Annotated in this window: 24 protein-coding genes and 1 pseudogene; 16 read left to right on the forward strand and 9 right to left on the reverse strand. The window is 70.0% G+C overall.

Annotated features, from left to right (window positions below; genetic code table 11):
- Positions 1–456: pseudogene (locus AB0B85_RS23130) on the reverse strand (aminoglycoside phosphotransferase family protein); the annotation flags it as partial.
- Between the two features lie 61 nt (positions 457–517).
- On the opposite strand from AB0B85_RS23130, the gene AB0B85_RS23135 reads away from it, so the two are divergent.
- The 7 genes from AB0B85_RS23135 (at position 518) to AB0B85_RS23165 (ending at position 7,986) form a co-directional block, all read left to right on the forward strand.
- A complete protein-coding gene (locus AB0B85_RS23135) occupies positions 518–1,054 on the forward strand; it encodes a DUF4240 domain-containing protein (protein WP_357410536.1) in 537 nt (178 codons plus the stop codon).
- Between the two features lie 116 nt (positions 1,055–1,170).
- A complete protein-coding gene (gene lepA / locus AB0B85_RS23140; protein WP_357410538.1) occupies positions 1,171–3,048 on the forward strand; it encodes a translation elongation factor 4 in 1,878 nt (625 codons plus the stop codon).
- Between the two features lie 497 nt (positions 3,049–3,545).
- Positions 3,546–3,830 (forward strand): GlsB/YeaQ/YmgE family stress response membrane protein, encoded by a 285-nt coding sequence (locus AB0B85_RS23145; protein ID WP_357410540.1) that lies wholly within the window; start codon positions 3,546–3,548, stop codon positions 3,828–3,830.
- A gap of 526 nt (positions 3,831–4,356) precedes the next feature.
- Positions 4,357–4,641: a GlsB/YeaQ/YmgE family stress response membrane protein gene (locus tag AB0B85_RS23150; protein WP_357410542.1), complete on the forward strand. Its 285-nt coding sequence runs from the start codon at positions 4,357–4,359 to the stop codon at positions 4,639–4,641.
- Between the two features lie 248 nt (positions 4,642–4,889).
- Entirely contained in the window at positions 4,890–6,176 is a 1,287-nt protein-coding gene (locus tag AB0B85_RS23155; RefSeq protein WP_357410544.1) for a sugar ABC transporter substrate-binding protein, read from the forward strand.
- Entirely contained in the window at positions 6,173–7,159 is a 987-nt protein-coding gene (locus tag AB0B85_RS23160) for a sugar ABC transporter permease (protein ID WP_357410546.1), read from the forward strand. The genes AB0B85_RS23155 and AB0B85_RS23160 overlap by 4 nt, the downstream gene beginning before the upstream one ends.
- The gene (locus tag AB0B85_RS23165) at positions 7,156–7,986 is read left to right on the forward strand and encodes a carbohydrate ABC transporter permease (RefSeq protein WP_357410548.1); all 831 of its coding nucleotides are present in this window, start codon (positions 7,156–7,158) and stop codon (positions 7,984–7,986) included. Before AB0B85_RS23160 ends, AB0B85_RS23165 begins: the two co-directional genes overlap by 4 nt.
- Positions 7,987–8,009: 23 nt before the next feature.
- Here the strand turns inward: AB0B85_RS23165 and AB0B85_RS23170 are convergent, their stop codons facing one another.
- The 3 genes from AB0B85_RS23170 to AB0B85_RS23180 are packed head-to-tail and all read right to left on the reverse strand — an operon-like array spanning position 8,010 to position 10,390.
- On the reverse strand, positions 8,010–8,792 hold the full coding sequence (locus AB0B85_RS23170; protein WP_357410550.1) for a MerR family transcriptional regulator: 783 nt from the start codon (positions 8,790–8,792) through the stop codon (positions 8,010–8,012).
- 45 nt (positions 8,793–8,837) lie between these two features.
- On the reverse strand, positions 8,838–9,599 hold the full coding sequence (locus tag AB0B85_RS23175; RefSeq protein ID WP_357410552.1) for an ABC transporter permease: 762 nt from the start codon (positions 9,597–9,599) through the stop codon (positions 8,838–8,840).
- Positions 9,596–10,390: an ATP-binding cassette domain-containing protein gene (locus tag AB0B85_RS23180; protein WP_357410554.1), complete on the reverse strand. Its 795-nt coding sequence runs from the start codon at positions 10,388–10,390 to the stop codon at positions 9,596–9,598. Before AB0B85_RS23180 ends, AB0B85_RS23175 begins: the two co-directional genes overlap by 4 nt.
- A 72-nt stretch (positions 10,391–10,462) precedes the next feature.
- Between AB0B85_RS23180 and AB0B85_RS23185 the strand changes: the two genes are divergently transcribed.
- The 6 genes from AB0B85_RS23185 (at position 10,463) to AB0B85_RS23210 (ending at position 15,211) form a co-directional block, all read left to right on the forward strand.
- Positions 10,463–11,101, forward strand: a complete 639-nt coding sequence (locus tag AB0B85_RS23185; RefSeq protein ID WP_357410556.1) for an MOSC domain-containing protein — start codon at positions 10,463–10,465, stop codon at positions 11,099–11,101.
- Between the two features lie 76 nt (positions 11,102–11,177).
- On the forward strand, positions 11,178–11,774 hold the full coding sequence (locus AB0B85_RS23190) for a helix-turn-helix domain-containing protein (protein ID WP_357410701.1): 597 nt from the start codon (positions 11,178–11,180) through the stop codon (positions 11,772–11,774).
- A complete protein-coding gene (locus AB0B85_RS23195) occupies positions 11,774–12,145 on the forward strand; it encodes a hypothetical protein (protein WP_357410558.1) in 372 nt (123 codons plus the stop codon). The genes AB0B85_RS23190 and AB0B85_RS23195 overlap by 1 nt, the downstream gene beginning before the upstream one ends.
- Entirely contained in the window at positions 12,142–13,065 is a 924-nt protein-coding gene (locus AB0B85_RS23200; RefSeq protein ID WP_357410560.1) for an ATP-binding cassette domain-containing protein, read from the forward strand. Before AB0B85_RS23195 ends, AB0B85_RS23200 begins: the two co-directional genes overlap by 4 nt.
- Positions 13,065–13,862, forward strand: coding sequence for an ABC transporter permease (locus AB0B85_RS23205; RefSeq protein ID WP_357410563.1), 798 nt, complete (start codon positions 13,065–13,067; stop codon positions 13,860–13,862). Before AB0B85_RS23200 ends, AB0B85_RS23205 begins: the two co-directional genes overlap by 1 nt.
- 152 nt (positions 13,863–14,014) lie before the next feature.
- Entirely contained in the window at positions 14,015–15,211 is a 1,197-nt protein-coding gene (locus AB0B85_RS23210; RefSeq protein WP_357410565.1) for a low temperature requirement protein A, read from the forward strand.
- Between the two features lie 26 nt (positions 15,212–15,237).
- Here the strand turns inward: AB0B85_RS23210 and AB0B85_RS23215 are convergent, their stop codons facing one another.
- From AB0B85_RS23215 to AB0B85_RS23225, 3 genes are all read right to left on the reverse strand, one after another.
- The gene (locus AB0B85_RS23215) at positions 15,238–16,440 is read right to left on the reverse strand and encodes a low temperature requirement protein A (protein ID WP_357410567.1); all 1,203 of its coding nucleotides are present in this window, start codon (positions 16,438–16,440) and stop codon (positions 15,238–15,240) included.
- Positions 16,441–16,604: 164 nt separating this feature from the next.
- Positions 16,605–17,507 (reverse strand): phytanoyl-CoA dioxygenase family protein, encoded by a 903-nt coding sequence (locus AB0B85_RS23220; protein WP_091409805.1) that lies wholly within the window; start codon positions 17,505–17,507, stop codon positions 16,605–16,607.
- Between the two features lie 222 nt (positions 17,508–17,729).
- Positions 17,730–18,590, reverse strand: coding sequence for a hypothetical protein (locus tag AB0B85_RS23225; RefSeq protein ID WP_357410569.1), 861 nt, complete (start codon positions 18,588–18,590; stop codon positions 17,730–17,732).
- A 403-nt stretch (positions 18,591–18,993) separates the two neighbouring features.
- Between AB0B85_RS23225 and AB0B85_RS23230 the strand changes: the two genes are divergently transcribed.
- A complete protein-coding gene (locus AB0B85_RS23230) occupies positions 18,994–19,758 on the forward strand; it encodes an SDR family NAD(P)-dependent oxidoreductase (RefSeq protein ID WP_357410571.1) in 765 nt (254 codons plus the stop codon).
- A 60-nt stretch (positions 19,759–19,818) separates the two neighbouring features.
- On the opposite strand, the gene AB0B85_RS23235 is transcribed toward AB0B85_RS23230, so the two are convergent.
- On the reverse strand, positions 19,819–20,628 hold the full coding sequence (locus AB0B85_RS23235; protein WP_357410573.1) for an enoyl-CoA hydratase-related protein: 810 nt from the start codon (positions 20,626–20,628) through the stop codon (positions 19,819–19,821).
- A gap of 19 nt (positions 20,629–20,647) precedes the next feature.
- Here AB0B85_RS23235 and hemW point away from each other — a divergent pair, with 19 nt between their 5' ends.
- Positions 20,648–21,871: a radical SAM family heme chaperone HemW gene (hemW, locus tag AB0B85_RS23240; protein ID WP_357410703.1), complete on the forward strand. Its 1,224-nt coding sequence runs from the start codon at positions 20,648–20,650 to the stop codon at positions 21,869–21,871.
- Positions 21,872–21,936: 65 nt separating this feature from the next.
- Here the strand turns inward: hemW and AB0B85_RS23245 are convergent, their stop codons facing one another.
- A complete protein-coding gene (locus AB0B85_RS23245; protein WP_357410575.1) occupies positions 21,937–22,578 on the reverse strand; it encodes a DUF4870 domain-containing protein in 642 nt (213 codons plus the stop codon).
- A 166-nt stretch (positions 22,579–22,744) separates the two neighbouring features.
- On the opposite strand from AB0B85_RS23245, the gene hrcA reads away from it, so the two are divergent.
- Positions 22,745–23,767: a heat-inducible transcriptional repressor HrcA gene (gene hrcA / locus AB0B85_RS23250; protein ID WP_357410577.1), complete on the forward strand. Its 1,023-nt coding sequence runs from the start codon at positions 22,745–22,747 to the stop codon at positions 23,765–23,767.
- Positions 23,768–23,782 lie beyond the last annotated feature (15 nt).

The raw sequence follows: 23,782 nt of genomic DNA on the forward strand, positions 1-23,782 counted from the left end.
GTTGTTTGCCCCGGACCCGCCGACAACAGTCGAAATCCGGGCCAGCTTTGGGCATGCTGCGACAGTGGAAGTCCACAGTGCGGGTGGAGGGGTGTGCCCGTCGACGGCGTCGGTGCAGAGCACGAACCAGCCGGCCTCGGACAGCGTCCACCGGGGGCGGGGCGCCGGAAGGTCGACCGGCAGCCGGTCCAGGATCGCCGCTTCCCGGGCGTACCAGTCGACCAGGTGCGGTTGCTCGGCGGCGGGTGCCGCCTTGACGAAGGCCCGGCCACCGGCGGCGGTCTGGAGCACGGCGGCGAAGCCGCGGGTGAAGCCCGCCGCAGCGACCCGGGCGGTGACCACCGGCGCGCCGAGCCGGTCGGCGACAGCGGCCCGCAGCTCCGCCGGCAACGCCGACCACGACGGACGCTGGGCACTCGCGTGGTACGGCACCGGCGGCAACGGGGGAGAGGACACCACACCATGCTGCCCCGGGGTGCGTGCGCGACGCGCGGCGACACTGCCAGACTGCCAAGCCATGAGGACCGAGGACTTCTGGCAGCTGATCGACGAGGCGCGGGCCGGGGGCGGGGGAGAGCCCGGGCCGGTCGCCGCGCGGGCCGTCGCCCTGCTCGCCGAGCGCGACCCGGAGGACATCATCGGGTACGCGCGGCACCAGTCGCGGGTGCTGGCCGCCTCGCACAAGGCGGATCTGTGGGGTGCGGCGTACCTGATCAACGGGGGTGCCTCGGCCGACGGTTTCGAGTACTTCCGGGGCTGGTTGATGACCCAGGGGCGGGCGGTCTTCGCCCGCGCGGTCGCCGAACCGGACTCGCTTGCCGAGTTGCCCCAGGTGCGGGCGGCCTCGCTCAGCGGCGAGGAGTTCTCCGCCGAGCAGATGCTCTCGGTGCCCTGGGACGCGTACCGGAAGGCCACCGCCAGCGAACTGCCGGCGGACCGCGACCCGGTGCGGACGCCGGACCTCAACGACTTCTGGGACTTCGACGACGAGGAGGAGGCCCGCCGACGACTGCCCCGGCTGGCCGCGCTGTTCGTCGAGCCGCCGATGGAATGACGGGGCCTCGGGCCGATCCATCGCCCGCGCAGCGGGCGTACCCCGGCGGCGTGGGAACATAGAGGGGGTCGGCGGCGCGCCGGCCTGTTCACGTCAGCCGACCAGAACGGACCGCTGTGCCACCGAAGCTCGATCCCGGCGCGAACGCCCCTGGTGCCACCGACCCCGGTCGCATCCGGAACTTCGGCATCATCGCCCACATCGACCACGGGAAGTCGACCCTGGCCGACCGGATGCTGCAGCTCACCGGTGTGGTCGACCCCCGGCAGATGCGCGCCCAGTACCTGGACCGGATGGACATCGAGCGCGAGCGCGGCATCACCATCAAGAGCCAGGCCGTTCGCATGCCGTGGACCATCCGCGAGGGTGAGCGGGCCGGCGAGCACGCGGTCCTCAACATGATCGACACCCCGGGGCACGTCGACTTCACCTACGAGGTGTCCCGGTCGCTGGCCGCCTGCGAGGGCGCCGTGCTGCTCGTCGACGCCGCGCAGGGCATCGAGGCGCAGACCCTGGCCAACCTCTACCTGGCCCTCGAGAACGACCTGCGGATCATCCCGGTGCTCAACAAGATCGACCTGCCGGCCGCGCAGCCGGAGAAGTACGCCGAGGAACTGGCCCACCTGATCGGTGGCGACCCCGCCGACTGCATCCGGGTCTCCGGCAAGACCGGCGAGGGCGTACCGCACCTGCTCGACGAGATCGTCAGGCAGTTCATCCCGCCGGTCGGCGACGCCGAGGCGCCCGCCCGGGCGATGATCTTCGACTCGGTGTACGACGTCTACCGCGGCGTCGTCACCTACGTCCGGGTCATCGACGGCCGGATCAGCGCCCGCGAGCGGATCAAGATGATGTCCACCGGGGCCGTGCACGAGCTGCTGGAGATCGGCGTCATCTCGCCCGAGATGGTCAAGGCCGAGGCGCTCGGCGTCGGCGAGGTCGGCTACCTGATCACCGGTGTGAAGGACGTCCGGCAGTCCCGGGTCGGTGACACGGTCACCATCAACAGCCGGCCGGCGGGCGAGGCGTTGGGTGGCTACAAGGACCCGAAGCCGATGGTCTACTCCGGGCTCTACCCGATCGACGGGTCCGACTACCCCAACCTGCGTGAGGCGCTGGACAAGCTCAAGCTCAACGACGCCGCCCTGGACTACGAGCCGGAGACGTCCGGCGCGCTCGGGTTCGGCTTCCGCTGCGGCTTCCTCGGCCTGCTCCACCTGGAGATCATCCGGGAGCGGCTGGAGCGCGAGTACAACCTCGACCTGATCTCCACCGCGCCGAACGTCGTCTACCGGGCGATCACGGACGACGGCGCGGAGATCGTTGTCACCAACCCGAGCGAGTACCCCACCGGCAAGATCGCCGAGGTGTACGAGCCGGTGGTCCGGGCGACGGTGCTGACGCCAAACGACTACGTGGGCGCCGTGATGGAGCTCTGCCAGGGCCGACGCGGCACCCTGCTCGGCATGGACTACCTGTCCGCCGACCGGGTGGAGTTGCGCTACACGCTGCCCCTCGCGGAGATCATCTACGACTTCTTCGACCAGTTGAAGAGCCGCACCAAGGGCTACGCCTCGCTGGACTACGAGCCCTCCGGCGAGCAGGCGTCCGACCTGGTGAAGGTGGACATCCTGCTGCACGGCGAGCCGGTGGACGCGTTCAGCGCCATCGTGCACAAGGACAAGGCGTACAACTACGGCGTCACCATCGCCGCGAAGCTGCGTACCCTCATCCCCCGCCAGCAGTTCGAGGTGCCCATCCAGGCGGCCATCGGCAGCCGGGTCATCGCCCGCGAGACCATCCGGGCGATCCGCAAGGACGTGCTCGCCAAGTGCTACGGCGGTGACATCAGCCGCAAGCGCAAGCTGCTGGAGAAGCAGAAGGAAGGCAAGAAGCGGATGAAGATGGTCGGCCGGGTCGAGGTCCCGCAGGAGGCCTTCATCGCCGCCCTCTCCTCCGACTCCGGCGACGGCAAGGCCGCCGGAAAGAAGTAGCCCGGACGTCCGGCCCCGCGGTCAAGATCCGCGCAGGTTCGGGGAAGTGTCGCCTGGAGTCAGGTTGAGGCGGCAGTTTCCCCCGAGGTTGCGCGGATCTTGCGTGTCCGCCCTGGCTCGCGTTCGCGTGGCGTGCGTCTGCGGTGGTCCGCGCCTGCCGTGGCTCGCGTCTGCGTGGTCCGCCCTGCGCTGGTCTGACTGTGCTGACCTTCCCCGTTCATGCGGTCTGGCAGACCGTCGTAGGGGCCAGCGGGGGCGGGGTCACCGAGGCGTGACGGAAAAATTTTCTGGGCCGCCGCGAGGGCGGTCGGGCCCGACGAGATGGGCTCCTACCTGTGTGGACGCGCCCGCGCGCCAACCGACGCACCCGTCGGAAATTGACGTCTGACGGTGCCGTTGGCGGTGAGTCGGTTTGGACTTTCGGCCGCTCGGGCACTTAGCGGTCACGACAGGAAGCACACATCGTGTGTCGGACATTCTTTAGAAGGAGGGCGACCGTGGAGTTCACCGTGTGGGGCATCATCACTGCGATCGTTGTTGGTCTCATCGTCGGCGCGCTCGGCCGTCTGGTCGTCCCGGGCCGGCAGAACATGCCGATCTGGCTGCACCTGCTGATCGGTATCGGCGCGGCCCTGCTGGGCACGGTGCTGGCGCGGGCCATCGGCATCGCGACCGAGACGAGCGGTATCGACTGGGGCGAGCTGCTGGTCCAGGTCGTGGTTGCTGCGATCGCGGTCGCCCTGGTGGCCGGCGTGGGTGGCCGCCGCCGAGTGACCCGGTAACACCGAACAGCAGAACTCGTACCACAGCTACACAGTCGATGGGCGCCCGGCCGACAGGCCAGGCGCCCATCGGCGTTCTCGCACCTGCGGCGGCCCTCACCGCGCCGACCAGGCGTTCCGACGCCCGGGTTGGCGTTTTCGGCGCCCCGGACCGCTGTGATCCACTCCGTTTCCCTGGAAGCGGGCTGACCTGCTGGGTCGGTTGCCGCGACGGCGTGGCAGCGCGGCGCTGTGGCGGGGCGGCGGTCTGGTGGAAGGGCGGCCCGGGGCGCGGCGGTCTGGCAGCGCAGCGGCGGCGTGGCGATCCGCCGGCCTGGTGGGACGGCGGCGTGGCGGCCCGGCGGGCGGCGGCGGGGCGGCCTGCCGCGGTTCGGGTACGAGGGCGTCCGGTGGAACCTGCCCTTGTCGGCCAAGACGTGATCGTTTGGTGGCTGAAGTCGGTTTGGATTTTCGGTGGGGCGGGCACTTAGCGGTCACGACAGGAAGCACACATCGCGTGTGTCAGACATTTTGAAGGAGGGTGGCCGTGGAGCTCACCGTGTGGGGCATCATCACTGCGATCGTTGTTGGTCTCATCGTCGGCGCGCTCGGCCGCCTGGTCGTCCCGGGCCGGCAGAACATGCCGATCTGGCTGCACCTGCTGATCGGTATCGGCGCGGCCCTGCTGGGCACGGTGCTGGCGCGGGCCATCGGCATCGCGACCGAGACGAGCGGTATCGACTGGGCCGAGTTGCTGGTCCAGGTCGTGGTTGCCGCGATCGCGGTCGCGCTTGTGGCCGGGGTGGGTCGCCGCCGCAGCCTCACCCGATAACGACCTGGCATCACCTGGCGAGGCAGCAACACCGTAGGACAGCACTACCGAAGGAGCGCCCGGCCGAGAGCCGGGCGCTTTTTCGTGCCATCTGCCCAACTTCGCCCCGAGGTCAGAGCGCCGTTCGTCGGGCCGTTGCGATACCGTCGCCAGACTTTGGTCAATCCTGCCCACTGTCGTAAAGGAATTCTTCGTACTAGGGTGCGGCGGAGAAGGTTAGTTCCATGCGGCGTGAGGGGAGAAGTGGCGTGAACAGGTGGAAGCGGCTGGCCCCGGTCACCGCCGTGGTGGCCTCGGCCGCGATGGTGCTGACCGGCTGTGGAGGCTCCGACGACAAGGCGGGCGACGACAGCAAACTCACGGTCTGGATGATGGGCGAGGGCGGCGACGCGCAGAACAAGTTCCTCGACGGCGTCGAGACCGAGTTCCGCCAGAAGCACCCCGACACCGATGTGGTCGTGCAGTACATCCCCTGGTTGGAGGCGCCCAAGAAGTTCCAGGCCGCGCTCGCCGGCGGTGAGGGACCGGACATCACCGAGCTGGGCAACACCGAGACCCAGGGGTGGGCCGCGCAGGAGGCGCTCGCCGACGTCAGTGCCCGGATGGGCGGCTGGGCCGACGGCAAGGACCTGCTGCCCGACCTGGTGCGCAACGCGCAGCTCGACGGCAAGCAGTACGGCGTGCCCTGGTACGCGGGTGTGCGTGCGATCTACTACCGCACCGACTGGTTCGCCGAGGCCGGTGTGCAGCCGCCGAAGACCTGGGACGACCTGGTCACCGTGGCCAAGGCCGTGCAGGCGAAGAAGAAGGGCACCTACGGCATCGCCCTGCCGGGCAACTCCGAGCTGCCGTTCTACTCCTTCCTCTGGGGTGCCGGCGGCGAGATCGCCAGCAACCAGGGCGGCACCTGGAAGTCCGGCTACACCACGCCGGAGGCGCAGCGGGCCGTCAAGTTCTGGACCGACCTGGTGACCGTGCACAAGGTCGCCCCGCCGGCGGCGGCGGGCTGGAACGAGATCGACGCGCGCACGCAGTTCGCCACCGGCAAGGCCGCGATGGCGTTCGCCGGCAGTTGGCAGCAGGCCGCCATCAAGAAGGACAACCCCGAGATCGAGAAGGTCTGGGGTACGTTCCCGATCCCCGGCCCGGACGGCAAGGCCGCACCCGGGTTCGCCGGCGGCTCGGACGTGGCGATCTGGAAGGACAGTGAGCGCCAGGATCTGGCCTGGGACTACCTGACAGTGCTGCTGAACAAGAAGAACTCGCAGAGCTTCGCGAGCAGCCTCGGCTTCTTCCCGGTCTACCAGGACCTGGTGGCCGGTGACACGTACGCCAACGACAAGGTGATGGCGGCGTTCGCCACCACCATGCAGAACACCAAGCTCACGCCGCTCACCCCGAAGTGGGTGGAGGTCAGCCGGACGAAGACGGTGACCCAGGCGATGAACAGCTCGGTCATGAAGGGTCAGAAGACGGTCGAGAAGGCTACCGCCGATGCGGCCGGTGAGATGGAAAGCATCCTCAACGCCAAGTGACCACGCTGACCGAGGTGCCGGAGACGGCCGCCGCGCGGGAGACCCCCGCGCGGCGGCGTCGCCGGGTGGACCGCCTGCCCTACCTGCTGCTCCTGCCCGCACTGGTGATCATCGGGGTGTTGCTGCTCTGGCCGCTCGGCCAGGTGGTGGTGATGTCCTTCTACCGGCTCGACAGCGTCCGGCAGTTGCGCGGCGACCGGGAGTGGCCGTGGGTGGGGCTGGGCAACTACGCCGACATCCTCTCCGACCCGTTCTTCCTGACCGTGCTGCGCAACACGGTGCTGTTCGCCGCGGCCAACGTGCTACTCACGATGGTGCTCGGCACGCTCGTCGGGCTGCTGCTCAACCGGCTCGGCCGCAAGATGGCGACCTTTGTGGCCAGTTGCGTGATGCTCGCCTGGGCCACGCCCGCGCTGACCGGCACCATCGTCTGGAAATGGATCTTCGACGACACGAGCGGCCTGGTCACGTGGATGTTCAACGCGCTGCCCGACGGGCTCTCCAACAGCCTGTTCGGTCGTAGCGACTGGACCGGCTACGGCTGGTTCAACTCGCCACTGCTCTTCTTCGCCATCCTCACCCTGGTGGTGGTCTGGCACTCGTTCCCGTTCATCGCGGTGAGCGTGCTGGCCGGCCTCAAGAGCGTGCCGAGCGAGCTGCACGAGGCGGCCCGGGTGGACGGTGCCAGCCCTTGGCGGGTCTTCTGGAAGATCACCTTCCCGTTGCTGCGCCCGGTCTTCGGGATCCTGATCGTGCTCTCCACCATCTGGGACTTCAAGGTGTTCACCCAGCAGTTCGTCCTGGCCGGCGGCACCCAGGACCGACCGACGTTCATGCTCGCCATCTACTCGTACGCCGAGGCCTTCTCCCCGCCGCCGAAGTACGGACTCGGTGCGGCCATCGCGGTGATCCTCACGCTGATCCTGCTCGTGGTGACCGGCTTCTACGTACGGATGGTGCTCAGGCAGGAGGACGAGTCGTGAAGAAGGTAGCCCTCAACGCCGCCGGGCTGCTTGTCGCGCTCTTCGCGGCGTTCCCGGTCTACTGGATGATCTCGACCTCGCTGAAGCCGAGCAACGAGATCTTCTCGGCCACCCCGCAGCCGGTGCCGACCCACCCGACGCTTGCGCACTACCGGGAGATCCTGACCGGCAACCTGATCCCCGGTGTGACTTTCTTCGACTTCTTCCTCAACAGCGCGCTTGTCGCGGTCTCCACAGTGGTGCTCAGCGGCCTTGTCGCGTTGCTGGCCGCGACAGCTGTGGCGCGGTTCCGCTTCCGGCTGCGGACCAGCTTCCTGATCATGCTGCTGGTGGTGCAGATGATCCCGCTGGAGGCGTTGGTCATCCCGCTCTTCCTGATGATCCAGCGGCTGGGGCTCTACAACACCCTGCCCAGCCTGATCCTGACGTACCTCGGCTTCTCGCTGCCGTTCGCGGTCTGGATGCTGCGCGGTTTCGTCGCCGCGGTGCCCAAGGAGTTGGAGGAGGCGGCGGCGATCGACGGCGCCAGTCGGGCCCAGATCTTCCGCCGCGTCCTGTTTCCGCTTGTCGCGCCCGGCCTGGTTGCCACAAGCATCTTCTCCTTCATCACCGCGTGGAACGAGCTGATCTTCGCGTTGACGTTCATCAACGACCAGGGCAGCTACACCCTGCCGGTGGCGATGACGTTCTTCTTCGGCCGCGACGACACCAACTGGGGGCCGGTGATGGCCGCGTCCACCCTGTTCACCCTGCCGGTCATCATCTTCTTCCTGCTGGTGCAGCGACGGATGGTCTCCGGCCTGGTGGCCGGCGCCGTCAAGGGCTGACGGGCCGGACCGACGCCCGACGGTCAGGCGGAGGGCGGCTCCGCCAGCCGCTCCATCCGGTTCCAACCGGACCAGCCGCGCTCGCGCATCAGCTCCCGCAGCCGCCGCACCCGCGGGTCGGACTCGACGGCCAGCGCGTCGATCAGGTCGTGCGGGAGATCGTCGTCGACCACCTCGGCGTGCAGGACCTCGCCGGCGGCGTACGCCTGCTCTGCCAAGCAGGCCATGATGTCGGCGGCCTCGGCCAGGCGCGGGTCGTCGGCCTCGTCGCCGTCGAAGATCTCCGAGAGCACCCGGTAGAGCCGGACGACCTGCGGATCGTCGAGGTGGGCGATCTTGCCGGGCATCCACTCGACGATGCGGTCGGGCCAGCGCGCCGCGACCAGGATCCACCCGTCGCGTTCGGCCTCCACCATCCGCTGGGACGCCCCAATGGCCCGGAGCCGGTCGAGATAGGCGGTGACCTCCGGTGGGAGCGCCAGGGCGTCCCCGGCGGCGAGCTGCGCGATGTGTCGGCGGCTGGTCTGGAGCCGTTCGATCTCGTCGCGCAGCTGGTTGTCGATGGTCCGGATGGCGTCGGCAAAGGCTGGCGCGTCGGCTTCGAGCATCCGACTGATCTGCGACAGCGGCACACCGGCGTCGGCGAGGGTGCGGATCTTGATGAGGGACACGACCGCGGTCGCGCCGTACCGCCGGTAGCCGGAAGCGTCCCGCTCCGGCTCCGGCAGCAGGCCGATCTGGTGATAGTGCCGCACCGCCCGCACCGTGACGCCGGCGTACGCCGCGAGTTGGCCGATCGTCAGCATGCTCTGATCCTGCCCGCAGTTGGTTCAGCCCTGGCCGTCACCGGTTCAGGAGATCTTGCGACGGTAGGTGACGTTGGCGAACAGGTAGGCGACGACGAGGATGCCGACGCACCAGGCGAGGGCGATCCAGATGTCCGTACCGACCGGCTGTTGGCTGAACAGGTCCCGGATCGCGTTGACGATGGAGGTCACCGGCTGGTGCTCGGCGAAGGCACGCACCGGGCCGGGCATCGACTCGGTGGGCACGAATGCGGAGCTGACGAACGGCAGGAAGATGAGCGGATAGGAGAAGGCGCTCGCGCCGTCCAGGGTCTTCGCGGTGAGACCGGGGATCACGGCGATCCAGGTCAGGGCCAGGGTGAACAGGACCAGGATGCCGGCGACCGCGAGCCACTGCGACACGCCCGCGCCCGTCCGGAAGCCCATGATCAGGGCGACGCCGACGACGACGACGATCGAGATCAGGTTGGCGACCAGCGAGGTCAGGACGTGCGCCCACAGCACGGATGAGCGGGCGATCGGCATGGACTGGAACCGTTCGAAGATGCCGCCCTTCGTGTCCAGGAAGAGGCGGAAGGCGGTGTAGGAGATTCCCGAGGCGATCGTGATGATCAGGATGCCGGGCAGCAGGTACTTCACGTACGAGTCGGTCCCGGTCTCGATCGCGCCGCCGAAGACGTACACGAACAGCAGCATGAAGGCGATCGGCATGATCGCGGTGGTGATGATGGTGTCCGGGCTGCGGGCGATGTGGCGCAGCGAGCGTCCCAGGAGAACAGCGGTGTCGCCGACGAAATGCCTGTTCATCGTTCTTCCTTGTTGGTTCGGGAGCCGACGAGGGTCAGGAAGACGTCCTCCAGGCTCGGCTGCTTCTCGACGTACTCGATCTTCGCGGGTGGGAGGAGCTGCTTGAGCTCGTCGAGGGTGCCGTTCACGATGATCCGGCCCTCGTGCAGGATCGCGATCCGGTCGGCCAGGTGCTCCGCCTCGTCGAGGTACTGAGTGGTGAGCAGAACGGTCGTACCCCCCTTGACCAGTTCCTTGACGGCATGCCACACCTCGATGCGTGCCTCCGGGTCCAGCCCGGTCGTCGGCTCGTCAAGGAAGATCACCGGCGGGTTGCCGATGAGGCTCATCGCGATGTCCAGCCGGCGGCGCATGCCGCCGGAGTACGTCGCCACCCTCCGGGTGCCCGCTTCGGTCAGCGAGAAGCGCTTCAGCAGGGCGTCCGCGATGGCGCCCGGGTCCTTGAGGTGCCTGAGCCGGGCGACCAGGACGAGGTTCTCCCGTCCGCTGAGGATCTCGTCGACCGCCGCGAACTGCCCGGTGAGACTGATCGACTCGCGCACCTCGGCGGCCTGTGCCGCGACGTCGAAGCCGTTGACCCGGGCGGTTCCCGCGTCGGCCTTGAGCAGCGTGGCCAGGATCTTCACCACAGTGGTCTTGCCGGCTCCGTTGGAGCCGAGCAGGGCGAAGACGGTGCCGCGCGCCACGTCGATGTCCATACCGCGCAGCACCTTCAGTTGCTTGAACGATTTCTCCAGCCCCTGCACGTGTATCACGGCCTGCTGGACCTGATCGGTTGGCGGGATGTTCATGGCCGCCAGCATGGAGGGTTGACGCAGCGTCAAGGTCAAGCCGGAGCCGCGAATTCACCTAGGCTGTCCGTCATGACGGGCAGGGTGGCAGCGGTGAACCTCGGCATCGTGACCGAGGCGGAGTGGGCCGGCGACGCGAGCGGGCGCAGCGGCATCGACAAGCGACCGGTGGACGCGCCGGTGCTGTTCCGCGTCGACGGGGTGGTCGGCGACTTCATCGGCGAGCGCGCCCACCACGGCGGCGAGGACCAGGCGGTCTACGCCTACGCGGAGGAGGACGCCGCCTGGTGGTCTACCGAGCTGGGGCGCGGCATCGGGCCCGGCGGCTTCGGCGAGAACCTCACCACCTACGCGGTGGACCTGACCGGCGCGGTGATCGGTGAGCAGTGGCAGGTCGGGTCGGCAGTGCTTCAGGTGACCAAGCCGCGAACGCCGTGCACCACCTTCGCCGGCTTCTGGGGAGTACCGGATCTGATCAAGCGGTTCACCGTCCGGGCGTTACCCGGGGCCTACCTGCGGGTGCTTCGCGAGGGGGAGGTCGGCCCGGGTGACCCGGTCGAGGTGGTGGACCGGCCCGCGCACGGGGTGACAATCGGTGAGGTGTTCCGGGCCACCAGCCTGGAACCGGAGCTGCTGCCCCGCCTGCTGGAGGCACCCGACCTGCCGGAGTCGATCCGGGACAAGGTCCGCCGCCGTCTCACCGCCCGTTAGCCGCCGTCGAAGGCGCCGAGCGCCCAGGCGGCGCTATCATTCTCATTATCGAGAGTGATATCGTTCGGTCGTGGAGATGTCGAGAGAGCGCTGGGCGGACCTGGCGCTGCATCCGGTGCGGATCCGGATCCTGCGTGCGGTCGCGGGCACGCGCCTGACCACACAGGGGCTGCTCGAGCTGCTGCCCGATGTCCCGCAGGCCACGATGTACCGGCACCTGGCGATCCTGGTCAAGGCAGGGCTGGTCGAGGTGGTCGATGAGCGCAGGGTGCGCGGCGCCGTCGAGCGGGTGTACGCGTTGCCCGCGCACGGCGCGACGCTCGACCCGGCGGCCCTGGCCACGGCCACCCGGGAAGACCACGCGCGTTACTTCACGGCGTTCATGTCGAGTCTGCTGTCGGAGTTCTCCCGCTATCTCACCCGGGAGCGGGTCGACTTCACCGCCGACGGTGTGGGCTATCAGCAACTCGTGCTGCACCTGACCGACGCCGAACTGGGCGAGTTCGCCGCCGGTTTCAACGCACTTGTGGGCCCGCTGCTCGGCAACCAGCCCGGCGGTGGACGGACACCGCGACTGTTGGCGACAGTCCTGCTGCCCACCGATCCGTCGACGGCCGACAGGCGCGCACCGGCACCGACTGACGACTCCGACACGACGAAAGGGGATGACTGATGGCATCGGTCATGGTGACCAACGATGTGATCGACATTCGGTTCACCGGATGGGAGCGGGTCTGGGTCGGGCGGGAGCAGTTCGCACTGCCCCTCACCGCGGTGCGGCAGATCGCCCTGGTGGACAACCCGCTCCGTCTGGCCCGTGGCGCCCGCCGGGGATACGTGGTGTCCGGCTTCGCCAAGATCGGAGTGTGGGGCCTGTACGGCGGTCCTCGGCAGCTCGTGGCAGTCCGCCGGGCGGAACCAGGGCTGCACCTCGTTCTGGACCGGGCTGCGGCAGGCGGTGAGTTCGACGAGGTAGTGCTCTCCGGTCCGGCCGCGCCAGGTCTCGTGGAGACGATCACGCGTGCCATGGCGGCCCGCGCGTGACCGGCGACCACCTCGCGATCGAGGTGTCGTGCCTGACGAAACGCTACGGTGACGTCACCGCCGTGCATGATCTGAGCTTTGTCGTGCAACCCGGCGTGGTCACCGGATTCCTCGGCCCGAACGGCTCCGGCAAGACCACCACGATGCGCATGATGACGGGGCTGGTGTCGCCGACCAGTGGCACCGCCACGATCGGCGGCCTGCCGTACGGCCGACTTGCCCGGCCGTCGCGCACTGTCGGGGCCGTGTTCGACGCCAACGCGTTCCATCCTGGACACACCGCCCGTGAGCACCTGCGCGTCTACGCAGCGATGGGCGGACATCCGGACAGCCGGGTCACCGCCCTGCTCGACCTGCTCGGCCTCGCCGAGGCCGCACACCGTCGTACCCGAGGATTCTCCACTGGCATGCGGCAGCGGCTCAACCTCGCCACGGCGTTGCTCGGCGACCCCCGCGTCCTGCTGCTGGACGAGCCCGGCAACGGTCTGGACCCGGAAGGCGTGTCGTGGCTGCGCGGCTTTCTGCGTCAGCTCGCCGACGAGGGCCGCACCGTGCTGATCTCCAGCCACGCGCTCGGCGAGATCCAGCAGCTCGTGGATGACGTAGTGGTGATCCGGCGTGGCGAACTCGTCGCCGCCGGACCCTGTTCCCGGCTCGCCGGCCCGCCAGCTGTGCTGGTCACCTCACCCGACGCGGACGCGCTCGCTGCCGTTCTGACGGCCGACCCGGTCAACGGCGGCGGCACGGCACCGCACGTCGAAGCCGCCGGGCCCGACCGGCTGCGGGTACGAGGGCTGGACGCGCCGAGCGTCGCCGACCTCGCCGTCGCCCACCACCTTCGGGTGCACGAGCTGGTCGTCGAGACCACCAGCCTCGAAGAACTCTTCCTCCACCTCACCACGGACAAGGCGGTCACCTGATGAACCACCTGATCAGGGCGGAGTTCCGCCGGCTGCTGGCCACCCGGATGTGGGGCGGCCTGCTGATCGCCGCCGCTGTGCTGGGCGGGGGCATGTTCGGGGCCATGGCGCTGGCGGGGCCGGAGAACTTCGACCCACCGATGCCCGGTCTGGACACCGAGGCCGGCCTCCGCGCGATCCTCGGCATTCTCGGTTACACCGCGTTCGTGCCGGCCGCCGCCGGGGCCCTGGCTGTCACCTCCGAGTACCGACACCACACCGCCGCGGTCACCTTTCTCTTCGCTCCGCGCCGTGGGCGGGTGCTCACCGCCAAACTCGCCACCTACGCGGTCGTCGGTCTCGCGTACGGGCTCGTCCTCGCGGGCACGGCCGCGGTGGCGTTGTTCGCTGTCGCCGCCGCCCGCGACGTCTCACTCGGTCTGCCCGCCACCACGGTGCTGGCACTGCTCGGCCGCATCGCCGTCGCGATGGTGGTCTACCTGCTCCTCGGGGCCGGGATGGGCGCCCTCATCCACCACCAGATCGCGGCGCTGTGCGTCGTGATCGGCTATCTGTACGTGGGGGAGCCGGTGCTGATGATGATCCCGGGCGTCAACACGCTCTACCCGATCCTGCCCGGCGGAGCCACCGCCGCGCTCACCGATTTCACCTACGTGGCCGATGCCATCTCCGCGGAACTCGGCAGCGGTGCGGTCCACCTGCTTCCACCGGTGGCCGGCGCTCTCCTGCTCACCGCGTACGCGGTGGCCGCCTCGGTGATCGCCGTGCTGCTGCCCCTGCGTCGGGATGTCACCTGACCGGCCGAGGACGCGCGGCCGGTCGCCCTGCCGAGGCGACACGCCGACGTTGGGCGGCCGGTGGCCGGTAAGAACCGGATGACGGGGCTGGGCGCCAGCCGTTGCCCGTATCGTCCCCCTTGGGGCATGCGGTGGAGGCCGGGTGAAGCGCGATGTCGATGGCAACGGACGGCGGCGCCACGGCAGCGGCGTCCGCAGATTCGGACCTGGAGCGTCCGGCGTTCCTGGAACTCTTCTTCGACCTCGTCTACGTCTTCGCGCTGGTCACCTTGGCGACCATGCTGGCCGGCGACCTGACCTGGACCGGCGTCGTCAAGGTGCTGGTGCTGCTGTTCGCGTTCACGATGATCTGGGCGCTGACCGTGTGGACGGCGGACACCATCGACCTGACCAGTGCTTCCGGGCAGGGGCATCTCATCTGGGTGGCGGCGGCCAGCCTGCTGTTGGCGGCGGTCGCGGCCGACGCGTACGGAGATCGCGCGTTGCTCTTCGCGATCACCTTCGTGATCATCCCCCTGAGCACCACCGCCTACTACGCCGTCGTCGTCTCGAAGGGCCGGCCCCTGCGGCGTTCGACGATCCGGATCCAGACCTGGAAGTCCGTCACCGCTGTCGGCTGGATCGGTGGGGCGCTCGTGGGCGGCTCGGGCCAGTTGCCGATCTGGGCGACCGCTGTCGTCGTGGAGTACGTCGGGGCGGTGTGCGGCTGGCCGCTGCCCCGGATCGGCCGCTCGCGACCGGGGGACTGGCGGCTGATCCACGCGCGGGTGGCCGAGCGCTACCGGCAGTTCGTCATCATCGCGCTCGGGGTGTCGATCTTCGTGACCGGGACGACCTTCAGCAGGAGCGACTACACGCTGGTGAGGGCAGCGGCGTTGCTCGTGGTGTTCAGCACTGTGGTGCTGATGTGGCGGATCTACATCTACCGCGCCGGTGAGCTGCTGACCGACGCGATCGCCCGGTCGACAGACCCGGCGTTGCTCACCCAGTCCGCCGCGGCCACCCATCTGATCATGGTGGCCGGCATCGCCGGCGCGGCGGTCACCAGCGACCTCGTGGTGGGGCGCCCGTTGGGCGAGACCCCGCCGTCGTGGGCCGCGGTCATCCTCGGCAGCCCCGCGTTGTTCCTGCTCGGCCGGGGCCTCCTCGATTTCACCGTGTTCGGACGCATCTCGCGGTCCCGGCTGGCCGGCGTGGTGCTGCTCGCGTGCCTGGCGCCGACCACGCCCGTGCTGCCGCCGGTCATGGTCGCTCTGCTCGCCATGAGCGTGCTGGCCCTGATCGCCGTGGCGAACCTGGTGAGCACCCGACGGCACGCCCGTACGCCAGCGCCGCCGATGCTCGGGTGAGACCCCGCGCGGCGGCGGGGCGACCCTCATCGGGCCGGCGCGGTGGCCTCGACCAGCCCGCGACGTGCGCCCAGCGCTTCCCCGGCCAGGGTGAGCAGCAGGACCAGGTTCGCCACCACCAGGACGGTCAACGGCGGTAGCCGGAACACGCCGGGCGCGACGAGCGCGCACAGCAGCACGGCCGCCAGCAGCACGATCGCCAGCACCCGGGACCAGAGAATCCGGGCCGTCACCACGGCGTCGAACAGCACGCTGCCGAGCAGGAACAGCGCCGGCCCGCCGAGGATGGCAACCATGACATCCACCGGCGTGTGACCGGACGGCCGAGCGATGACCATCGAGGTGCCGGTCGAGACCAACACCACCCCGGCCACCATCACCAGATGGGTGTACGAGGTGGAGGTGCCGGAGCGGACCCGCTCCACAGTCGTGACCCTGGGTCGGGCCAGGATCCGCTGGACGCGCTGGAAGTAGAGCTGGAACAGCAGGACCGCGCTGACGAACGCCACAGCGCTGGCGGTCATCTGACCGACGGTGAACCCGCTGCCGGCCAGCCCCATGCCGGTGCTCAGGATCAACTCACCGAGCGCGACGATGAAGATCGCCCGGTGCCGCTCGGAGAGGTGCACCCCGGTGAAGATCTGGCTGGCGAGTTCGGTGCGCCCCAGCCCCGGTGTCGGCCAGCCGAACCGTGCCGAGCCGAGGTCGACCGCCACCGCGAGCGACCAGAGCACCAGCCGAGCCGTCTCGTCCACGAACACCCCGGCCACCCAGGGCGCCACTGTGACACCGAACCAGAAGAAGACCCGGATGCTCCGGGCCTGGATCCGACGATTGACCCGGGTGCCGGGGATCAGGACGGCGTCCCGGACCAGGTGGATGCCGAAGTACGCGGCGACGAAGAGCCACCCGTACCTGCCGAAGGCGTGCGGCGTGGCGATCGCCATCAGCAGCGTGCCGAGCATGACCAGCAGGACGGTCGCCTGGATGATCGGCAGTCGGGGGTTGAACAGGTCGGTGAGCCACGCCGTGAGCACCCAGACCCACCACGCGGCCAGCAGCAGGACGGCGGTCTGCGCCGCGTTCCGGACGGTGAGGCTCTCGCCCAGGCTGGCCGAGAGCCGGGAGAGCAGGAAGATGTAGACCAGGTCGAAGAAGAGTTCCAGGAAGGTCGGATATTCCGGCTCGCCGCGACGGCGGAGGATCCGGGGGAGCGGAGCGGACGTCACTGCGGCTGCCTCCTGTGCCACCCCCGCGCCCCGGCCAGGCGCTACGCCCCGGCTCTGCCTACCCGTCACGCTACCGACAGCGCGGCGCCTGGTGGCCCGGAAGCGCGCATACGAAAACGGCCCCCCGCCAACGGTGGCGGGGGGCCGTTCTCAGACGCGGGTGATCAGCGGAGCCAGGGGATGTTACGGTCCAGCAGGCCGCGCTCCTTGAGCTCCTTGCGCAGCGGGATCTCGTCGTCGACGTACCCGTCCCAGTTGATGCCCCAGTAGTTGGCGGTGTGGGTGCCCTCACCGATGAGCTGACGCTGCACCGGGGTGCGGTTGCGGTACCACTCGCCGTTCACGTCGGGGTGCAGTTCGTCGAGCGGACGGATCCACCGGTAGGTGTAGCCGACGAAGAGCATCTTGCGGGTGATCGTCGACAGGTTCGTCGAGCGGGAGTGCCACTGCCGGCGGTCGAAGATGAACGCGTCGCCCGGGTTGGCGGTGATCTCTACAGTGCCCTCAGGGTCGGGGTTCTGCACGGTGAGGTCCGCCGGCCGGGGCAGCGAGTTCTTCAGGTGGCTGCCCGGAATGACCTTGGTGGCGCCGCGGCCGGTCTCGGAGAGGTCCGAGAGCACGTACGCGACCTTCAGCGAGAACATCGGCCGGGGCAGGTTCGGGTCCATGGTCTCCGGGTCGGAGTTCTGCCGGTACCCGTCCTGGTGCCAACCCCAGTACGGCTTCTCCGGCTCGGCGGCCGGCGGGGTGACGTCCAGGTGGTTGTGGTGGGTGTAGATGTTCCAGCCGGCCAGCCCCCACATGTACGGGAAGGCGATCGGGTGGGTGAGTAGCTCGCCGAACAGCTCGTCGCGCTCCAGGAAGCCCAGCAGGTGCAGGGTGCCGTCCTTCTTGGTGGTGCCCTTGGCCTGCTCCTCCGCGTAGACGCGGTCGACAGCCGCCTCCAGCGCCGCCCGGTGGTCCTCCGTCAGGACGTTGCGCAGCAGGAGGAAGCCCTGCTCGTGGAACTCCTTGCGGTCAGTGTCGCTGATCGGTTCGTAACCGGTCCGGTCGCCGTAATCGAACACCGCGTCGTACCCCTCCCCATGAGGTGAAACCTTTTCTGGCACAGGCCGCCGATCGTAACGCGGTGGCCAAGGCGCCGGGGAGGCCGCGTTGCGGGAGTGGACCCCGGCTGGAACCCCGTGCAGCGGGAGGGTTGCGCAAAGTGAGATATTCGTGATCGAGGACGAAGTTTGAGGGTTTTGTCCGATTGTGCGGTGACTGCCGGTTAAGAGATCCAGGGCCGGTCAGCCCTCGTTGAACACCTCGGCCACCACCTGGCCGGCGGAGTTCTGCCGGCCGTCCACCCGACCCCAGGTGCCGCCCCGGGCGGTCCACTCCAGGTCGCCGAACTGCACCCGCTTCACCCCGTGATCCTGGGCGTGCGAGACCAGCCAGTGCGCGTACCGCCAGCCGTCGCGCTGGTCGCCCGGAGTCACCGTCAGCCCGGTCGGATCGTTCGGGTCGAGGCCCTTCAAGCCCCAGTCCAGCCCCAGGTTGCGGGTGAGCTGCGCGGTGGCCGCCGCCCCCTGCATCACCGGGGTACGCCCCACCGTGCAGGCGACCGCGCCGGTGGCGTCGCCCATCAGTGCCCGGCTGAGCACCTCGGAGTTGTCGGCCCACTTCTGGTAGGCCTCCGGAAAGGCCGAGCGCTGCACCCGCTGGGCGGCGTCGGTGACGCGCATCTTCTCCCAGCCGCGGACCTTCTTGAGCGCCGCGTAGAACCGGTTGGCCGCGTAGCGCGGGTCGCGGATCTGTGCCGAGGTGCCCCAGCCCTGACTCGGCCGCTGCTGGAACAGGCCGACCGAGTCGCGGTCGCCGTCGGCGAGGTTGCGCAGCCCCGACTCCTGGTACGCCGTGGCCAGCGCGACCACCACGGCCCGTTCGGGCATGCCGCGTTGGGCGCCGATCGCCGCGATGGTCGCCGCGTTTGCCATCTGGTCGGCGTCCAGGGCGACCCGGCCGTCGGCCTGCACCGTGCACTTGCGTGCCGCCAGCGGCAGTTGTAGGCCACCCCCGACCTGCCGTGCGACGAGCCAGATCGCGATCACGGCGACGAGGATGAGGACCACTCCACCCGCAACGGCTGCCCGAGTTCGCACCCACACCCCCAGATCGACAAGTCTGCCAAGCGTACGTCTCCGTCGCGCCCATCGGGCCGTCCGCGCGGGTTCGGGGTCGGCTCGGCGGCTCCGTCCCGGTTCGGGGTCGGCTCCGCCGACGCGTTCCGATCGAGGCATTCCCGCTGCGGGCGCGCTCTCACCTGCCCGGATAGCCCGCCCGCCCACCCCGGCTCAACGACAATCCGCAGTAGGTGGTGCCGGGGTTGCCGCCGCCCGGGAGGCGTTGCCCCGGGCGGTCGGGCCGCTGCCTGTCGGGTGGGTCGCCGCCCCGACCGCACGGGAAGTGATTGACCGGTCAAGGAGTTGTCACGGTTGACATGTCAATCGCTGGCCCGCCCGGTGGTTCGCGAAGCCGACCGGACCGGGCCACGGAGCGAGGAGGAATGCCATGGGAACGCTCGACGGCAAGGTTGTGCTCATCACCGGCACCGGCGGCGGCCTGGGGCGCGTCGCGGCGCAGATCTTCGCCAGGGAAGGCGCGAAGGTCGTCGGGGCCGACATCCAGGTCGCCGGCAACGACGAGACTGTCGAACTCGTTCGTGGCGCCGGCGGTGAGATGACCGGCATCGCGCCTGTCGACCTCACCGATCCGGAACAGGTGCGGACGTTCGTCGAGGACGCCGCAACGGTCTACGGCGGGCTCGACGTGGTCTACAACAACGCCGCCGCCCTGCGCTTCGGCCCGATGCCGGACTTCTCCGTGGCGGACTGGCGCTACACCATCACCGGTGAACTGGACATGCCGTACTTCGTGTCGAAGTTCGCCTGGCCACATCTGGTTCAGCGGGGCGGCGGCGTCATCATCAACGCTGCCTCCATGGCTGGCATGATCGCCGGTCACGTACCCCCGATGGTGGGTCACACCGCCGCCAACGCCGGCGTGATCGGCCTGACGCGACAGCTTGCGCTCGAAGGCGCACCCCACGGGATCCGCGTGGTGGCGGTCAGCCCGGGGCCGATCATCAGCCCGGCAAGCGAGCGCGACCTGGGCGACAACCAGGCGGCTCGGGACGCGATCACCGGCAAGACGCTGCTCAAGCGGTTCGCTCAACCCGAGGAGGTCGCCGAACTTGTGGTGTTCCTGGCCTCCGACCGGGCGTCGTACATCACCGGAGCGAACTACCCGGTCGACGGCGGCGCGACCGCCTGGTGACCCGACCGAACGGACGCGGGGGCGCCGCGGCTCACCGGCGGCGTCCCGGCGGTCCCCGTCCTACCCGGCATGATCAGCAGAACCACCGCCCAGAGCGGCCACCCATCGAGTCGGTCGTTTGTCGCGGAAGGCCATGACCCCCTCGCGTCCCTCCTCGGAGAGGAAGTAGCCGGTCGACAGGGCGGACAGCCGGGCCAGGTCGGCGCGCAGCTCGGCGGTGCCCGGTCGGCGCAGCAGCTCCTTCGCGCCGGCCAGGGCACCCGGGGCGCCGCGCACCAGCGAGTCGCAGTAGCGCCGCACCGCGTCGTCCAGCCCGTCCGCCGGCACGCTGGCCGTGACCAGGCCGATCTCGGCGGCTCGCCGACCGTCGAAGGTGTCCCCGGTCAGGTACAGCTCGGCGGCGGCGCGCGGGTGCAGCCGGGGCAGCACGGTCGCCGAGATCACCGCCGGGATCACCCCGATCCGCACCTCGGTGAACGCGAACGTCGCCTCGTCGGCGCAGACCGCCAGGTCGGCGGCGGCGATCAGGCCGAGCCCGCCGGCCCGGGCCGGCCCGCCCACCCGGGCCAGCACCGGCTTCGGGCACTCCCAGAGCGCCGCGAGCACGTCACCGAGCATCCCGGCGGGCACTGTGCCGCTGGCGTACGCCGCTGCCGTCTCCTTCAGGTCCGCGCCCGAGCAGAAGACCGGGCCGGTGTGGTCGAGCACGATCACCCGGACCGTCTCGTCGGCGACCGCGTCACCCAGCCCGGCCAGCAGCTGGGTCATCAGGCCGGTGGAGAGCGCGTTGCGGTTGTGCGGGCTGTCCAGGGTGAGGGTGGTCACCCCACGGGCCGTGGCGACCCGCACGAGGACGTCGGGAGAGGTCATGCCGGGCACACTAGTGGCCATGCCCGGCCTCCTTCCAGATGGTGAGACCGTCCCCGTCGACGGATCGCTGCCCGCCACCGCCACCACGGCGGTCGGCGCGCGCGGCTTCGGCGTGTACGTGCACGTGCCGTTCTGCGCCAGCCGCTGCGGCTACTGCGACTTCAACACCTACACGGCCGCCGAGCTGGGCGGCGGTGCCAGCCGCGACGGGTACGCCGACACCGTGCTGGCCGAGCTGGCCCTCGCGGCCCGGGTGCTGGGCGACAGCCCGCCGCCCCGGGTCGACACCGTCTTCGTCGGCGGCGGCACCCCCACCCTGCTCCCCGCCGACGACCTGGCCCGCATCCTCGACGGCATCGACAGCACCTGGGGGCTGGCCGCCGACGCCGAGGTCACCACCGAGGCCAACCCCGAGTCGGTCACCCCGGAATCGTTGAAGCTGCTGCGGTCCGCCGGCTACACCCGGATCTCGCTGGGCATGCAGTCCGCCTCCCCGGGGGTGCTGGCGATCCTGGACCGCAAACACAGCGCCGGCCGGGCCACCGCCGCCGCGCTGGAAGCCCGCGACGCCGGGTTCGAGCACGTCAACCTGGACCTGATCTACGGCACCCCGGGGGAGCGGGCCGAGGACTTCGCCGCCTCGCTGGAGCAGGTGGTGGCCGCCGGGGTGGACCACGTCAGCGCGTACGCCCTGATCGTCGAGGACGGCACCCGGCTCGCCGCCCGGATGAAGCGCGGCGAGCTGGCGTACCCCAGTGACGACGTGGCGGCGGACCGCTACCTGGCCGCCGAGGCCGCCCTCGACGCGGCCGGGCTCTCCTGGTACGAGGTCTCCAACTGGGCCCGCACCGACGACGCCCGCTGCCGGCACAACCTGCTCTACTGGAGCGGCGCGGACTGGTGGGGGCTCGGGCCGGGCGCGCACAGCCACGTCGGCGGGGTGCGCTGGTGGAACGTCAAACACCCCTCGGCGTACGCCAAGCGGTTGGCCGCTGGTGCGTCTCCCGGCCTGGCCCGGGAGGTGCTCACTGTCGACGAGGCGCACATGGAGGACGTGATGCTGCGGCTGCGGCTCGCCAGTGGCCTGCCGCTGGCGGTGCTCGACGCCGCCGGCCGGGCCGGCGCCGAGCGGGCGCTCGCCGACGGTCTGCTGGCCGCCGACGAGTACGCGGCCGGTCGGGCAGTGCTCACCCTGCGCGGGCGGCTGCTCGCCGACGCGGTAGTGCGCGACCTGCTGCCCTGAGCCAGCCCCGCCGCCCCGGAGCGGGGCAGCGGGGCACCGACCGGCCGGGGGAGCGGCCGGCCGGGTCACTTGATGAAGTTGACCGACATCGGGTAGCGGTAGAGCTGGCCCTCGTTGGCCTTGATGCCGGCGACGATGCCGAACACGGTGCCGAGGATGACGGCCGCTCCGACCCCGAGGAAGCCGATCAGGATGCAGGACAGCACCCAGCCGACCAGGCCGACGATCGACCAGAGGAGCTGGAAGTTGAGCGCCGCCGTAGCGTGCGAGCGCGTCGTGGGGGACTGGTTGCCCCGCGCCAGCAACGCCACAAGCGGGCCGATCCAGCCCAGCACCCCGGCGCTGAGGATCATCCCGGCGGCACCGCCGAAGTGCGCGACGAGCGCCCAGGTCTTGTCCTCGTTGCTGGCGAAACCGCCGCCGGGGCCGCCGTAGGCGCCGCCGGTCGGATATCCGCCACCCGGGTAGCCACCGGGCGGGTAGCCCCCGGGCGGTGGGTAGCCACCTGCCGGTGGGTAGCCACCCGACGGCGGTTGGTCACCGGCAGGCGGCGGATAGCCACCGGCCGGGGGATAGCCGCCCGGGCCAGGCGCCCCGGACAGTGGTGCGGTGGGTGGCTCGGCCGACGGGTACGAGCTGGGAGAGGTCGGCTCCGGCGGGTAGTTGCCAGGGTCACCCGCGCCGGGAGGGCGAGGAGGTTCAGTCATGCGTGTCACGGTAGGTGCCCGTGGCAACGCCGCACCAGTGGACGTTCGTTGATCATCGCGCCGGCGGGTACACCGACGTAGACTGGCACTCGTTACAGTCGAGTGCCAGGACGGCCCGACCGGGGCCACGGCACCGGCGGCCGACGTGCGACAGGAGGTGCGGAGGATGGGTCTCGACGACCGGAAACTCGCAGTGCTCCGCGCGATCGTCGAAGACTACGTCTCCACCCAGGAGCCGGTCGGCAGCAAGGCGCTTGTCGAGCGGCACCAGCTCGGGGTCTCCCCGGCCACGGTCCGCAACGACATGGCAGTGCTGGAGGAGGAGGGCTACATCCGGCAGCCGCACACAAGTGCCGGCCGGGTGCCCACCGACCGTGGCTACCGACTCTTCGTCGACAGGTTGTCCCGGGTCAAGCCGCTCAGCCCGGCGGAACGGCGGGCCATCGAGCGCTTCCTGGTCGGCGCTGTCGACCTCGACGACGTGGTGCACCGCACGGTGCGACTGCTCGCCCAGTTGACCCGGCAGGTGGCCGTCGTGCAGTACCCGAGCCTGGCCCGCTCCTCGGTTCGGCACCTGGAGTTGGTGCCGATCTCCACCACCCGGCTGATGCTCGTCATGATCGCGGACACCGGGCGGGTCGAGCAACGGCTTGTGGAGCTGCCCGCGCCGGTGCCGGCCGACGACGTCATCGACCTGCGCCGGCTGGCAAACGAAAAGCTCGCCGGCGCGCGGCTGTCCGACACGCCGCCGTTGGTGCAGGCGCTCGTCGAGGAGGTGCCGGCCGAGCTGCGTCCGGCGATGACCACGCTCTCCACGGTGCTCCTGGAGACGCTCGTCGAGCGGCACGAGGAACGCATCGCGCTGGCCGGCACCGCGAACCTCACCCGCGGCGGCCTGCTCGACTTCCAGGGTTCGCTGCGTCCGATCCTGGAGGCGCTGGAAGAGGAGGTAGTGCTCCTCAAGCTCATCGGCGAGACCGAGCCGAGCACGACCCGGGTGCTGATCGGCGACGAGAACGAGTTCGACAACCTGCGGGCCGCCTCAGTGGTCAGCACCGGGTACGGCCCGGGCGCCACGATCGTCGGTGGCCTGGGGGTGCTGGGGCCGACCCGGATGGACTACCCCGGCACCATCGCCACGGTGCGCGCCGTGGCACGCTACGTGGGCGAGTTGCTGGCCCAGAACTGACCAGTCAGGGCCGAC

Source organism: Micromonospora sp. NPDC049044, from assembly GCF_040649215.1.
Classification (GTDB): Bacteria; Actinomycetota; Actinomycetes; order Mycobacteriales; family Micromonosporaceae; genus Micromonospora.

Excerpts from the sequence above, each read along its gene's own strand:
- AB0B85_RS23170 (WP_357410550.1), bottom strand. The coding sequence starts at position 8,792 with ATGCTGACGATCGGCCAACTCGCGGCGTACGCCGGCGTCACGGTGCGG.
- AB0B85_RS23210 (WP_357410565.1), top strand. The coding sequence starts at position 14,015 with ATGTCGATGGCAACGGACGGCGGCGCCACGGCAGCGGCGTCCGCAGAT.
- AB0B85_RS23135 (WP_357410536.1), top strand. The coding sequence starts at position 518 with ATGAGGACCGAGGACTTCTGGCAGCTGATCGACGAGGCGCGGGCCGGG.
- hemW (WP_357410703.1), top strand. The coding sequence starts at position 20,648 with ATGCCCGGCCTCCTTCCAGATGGTGAGACCGTCCCCGTCGACGGATCG.
- AB0B85_RS23205 (WP_357410563.1), top strand. The coding sequence starts at position 13,065 with ATGAACCACCTGATCAGGGCGGAGTTCCGCCGGCTGCTGGCCACCCGG.
- AB0B85_RS23245 (WP_357410575.1), bottom strand. The coding sequence starts at position 22,578 with ATGACTGAACCTCCTCGCCCTCCCGGCGCGGGTGACCCTGGCAACTAC.
- hrcA (WP_357410577.1), top strand. The coding sequence starts at position 22,745 with ATGGGTCTCGACGACCGGAAACTCGCAGTGCTCCGCGCGATCGTCGAA.
- AB0B85_RS23175 (WP_357410552.1), bottom strand. The coding sequence starts at position 9,599 with ATGAACAGGCATTTCGTCGGCGACACCGCTGTTCTCCTGGGACGCTCG.
- AB0B85_RS23230 (WP_357410571.1), top strand. The coding sequence starts at position 18,994 with ATGGGAACGCTCGACGGCAAGGTTGTGCTCATCACCGGCACCGGCGGC.
- AB0B85_RS23190 (WP_357410701.1), top strand. The coding sequence starts at position 11,178 with ATGTCGAGAGAGCGCTGGGCGGACCTGGCGCTGCATCCGGTGCGGATC.
- AB0B85_RS23195 (WP_357410558.1), top strand. The coding sequence starts at position 11,774 with ATGGCATCGGTCATGGTGACCAACGATGTGATCGACATTCGGTTCACC.
- AB0B85_RS23180 (WP_357410554.1), bottom strand. The coding sequence starts at position 10,390 with ATGAACATCCCGCCAACCGATCAGGTCCAGCAGGCCGTGATACACGTG.
- AB0B85_RS23185 (WP_357410556.1), top strand. The coding sequence starts at position 10,463 with ATGACGGGCAGGGTGGCAGCGGTGAACCTCGGCATCGTGACCGAGGCG.
- AB0B85_RS23235 (WP_357410573.1), bottom strand. The coding sequence starts at position 20,628 with ATGACCTCTCCCGACGTCCTCGTGCGGGTCGCCACGGCCCGTGGGGTG.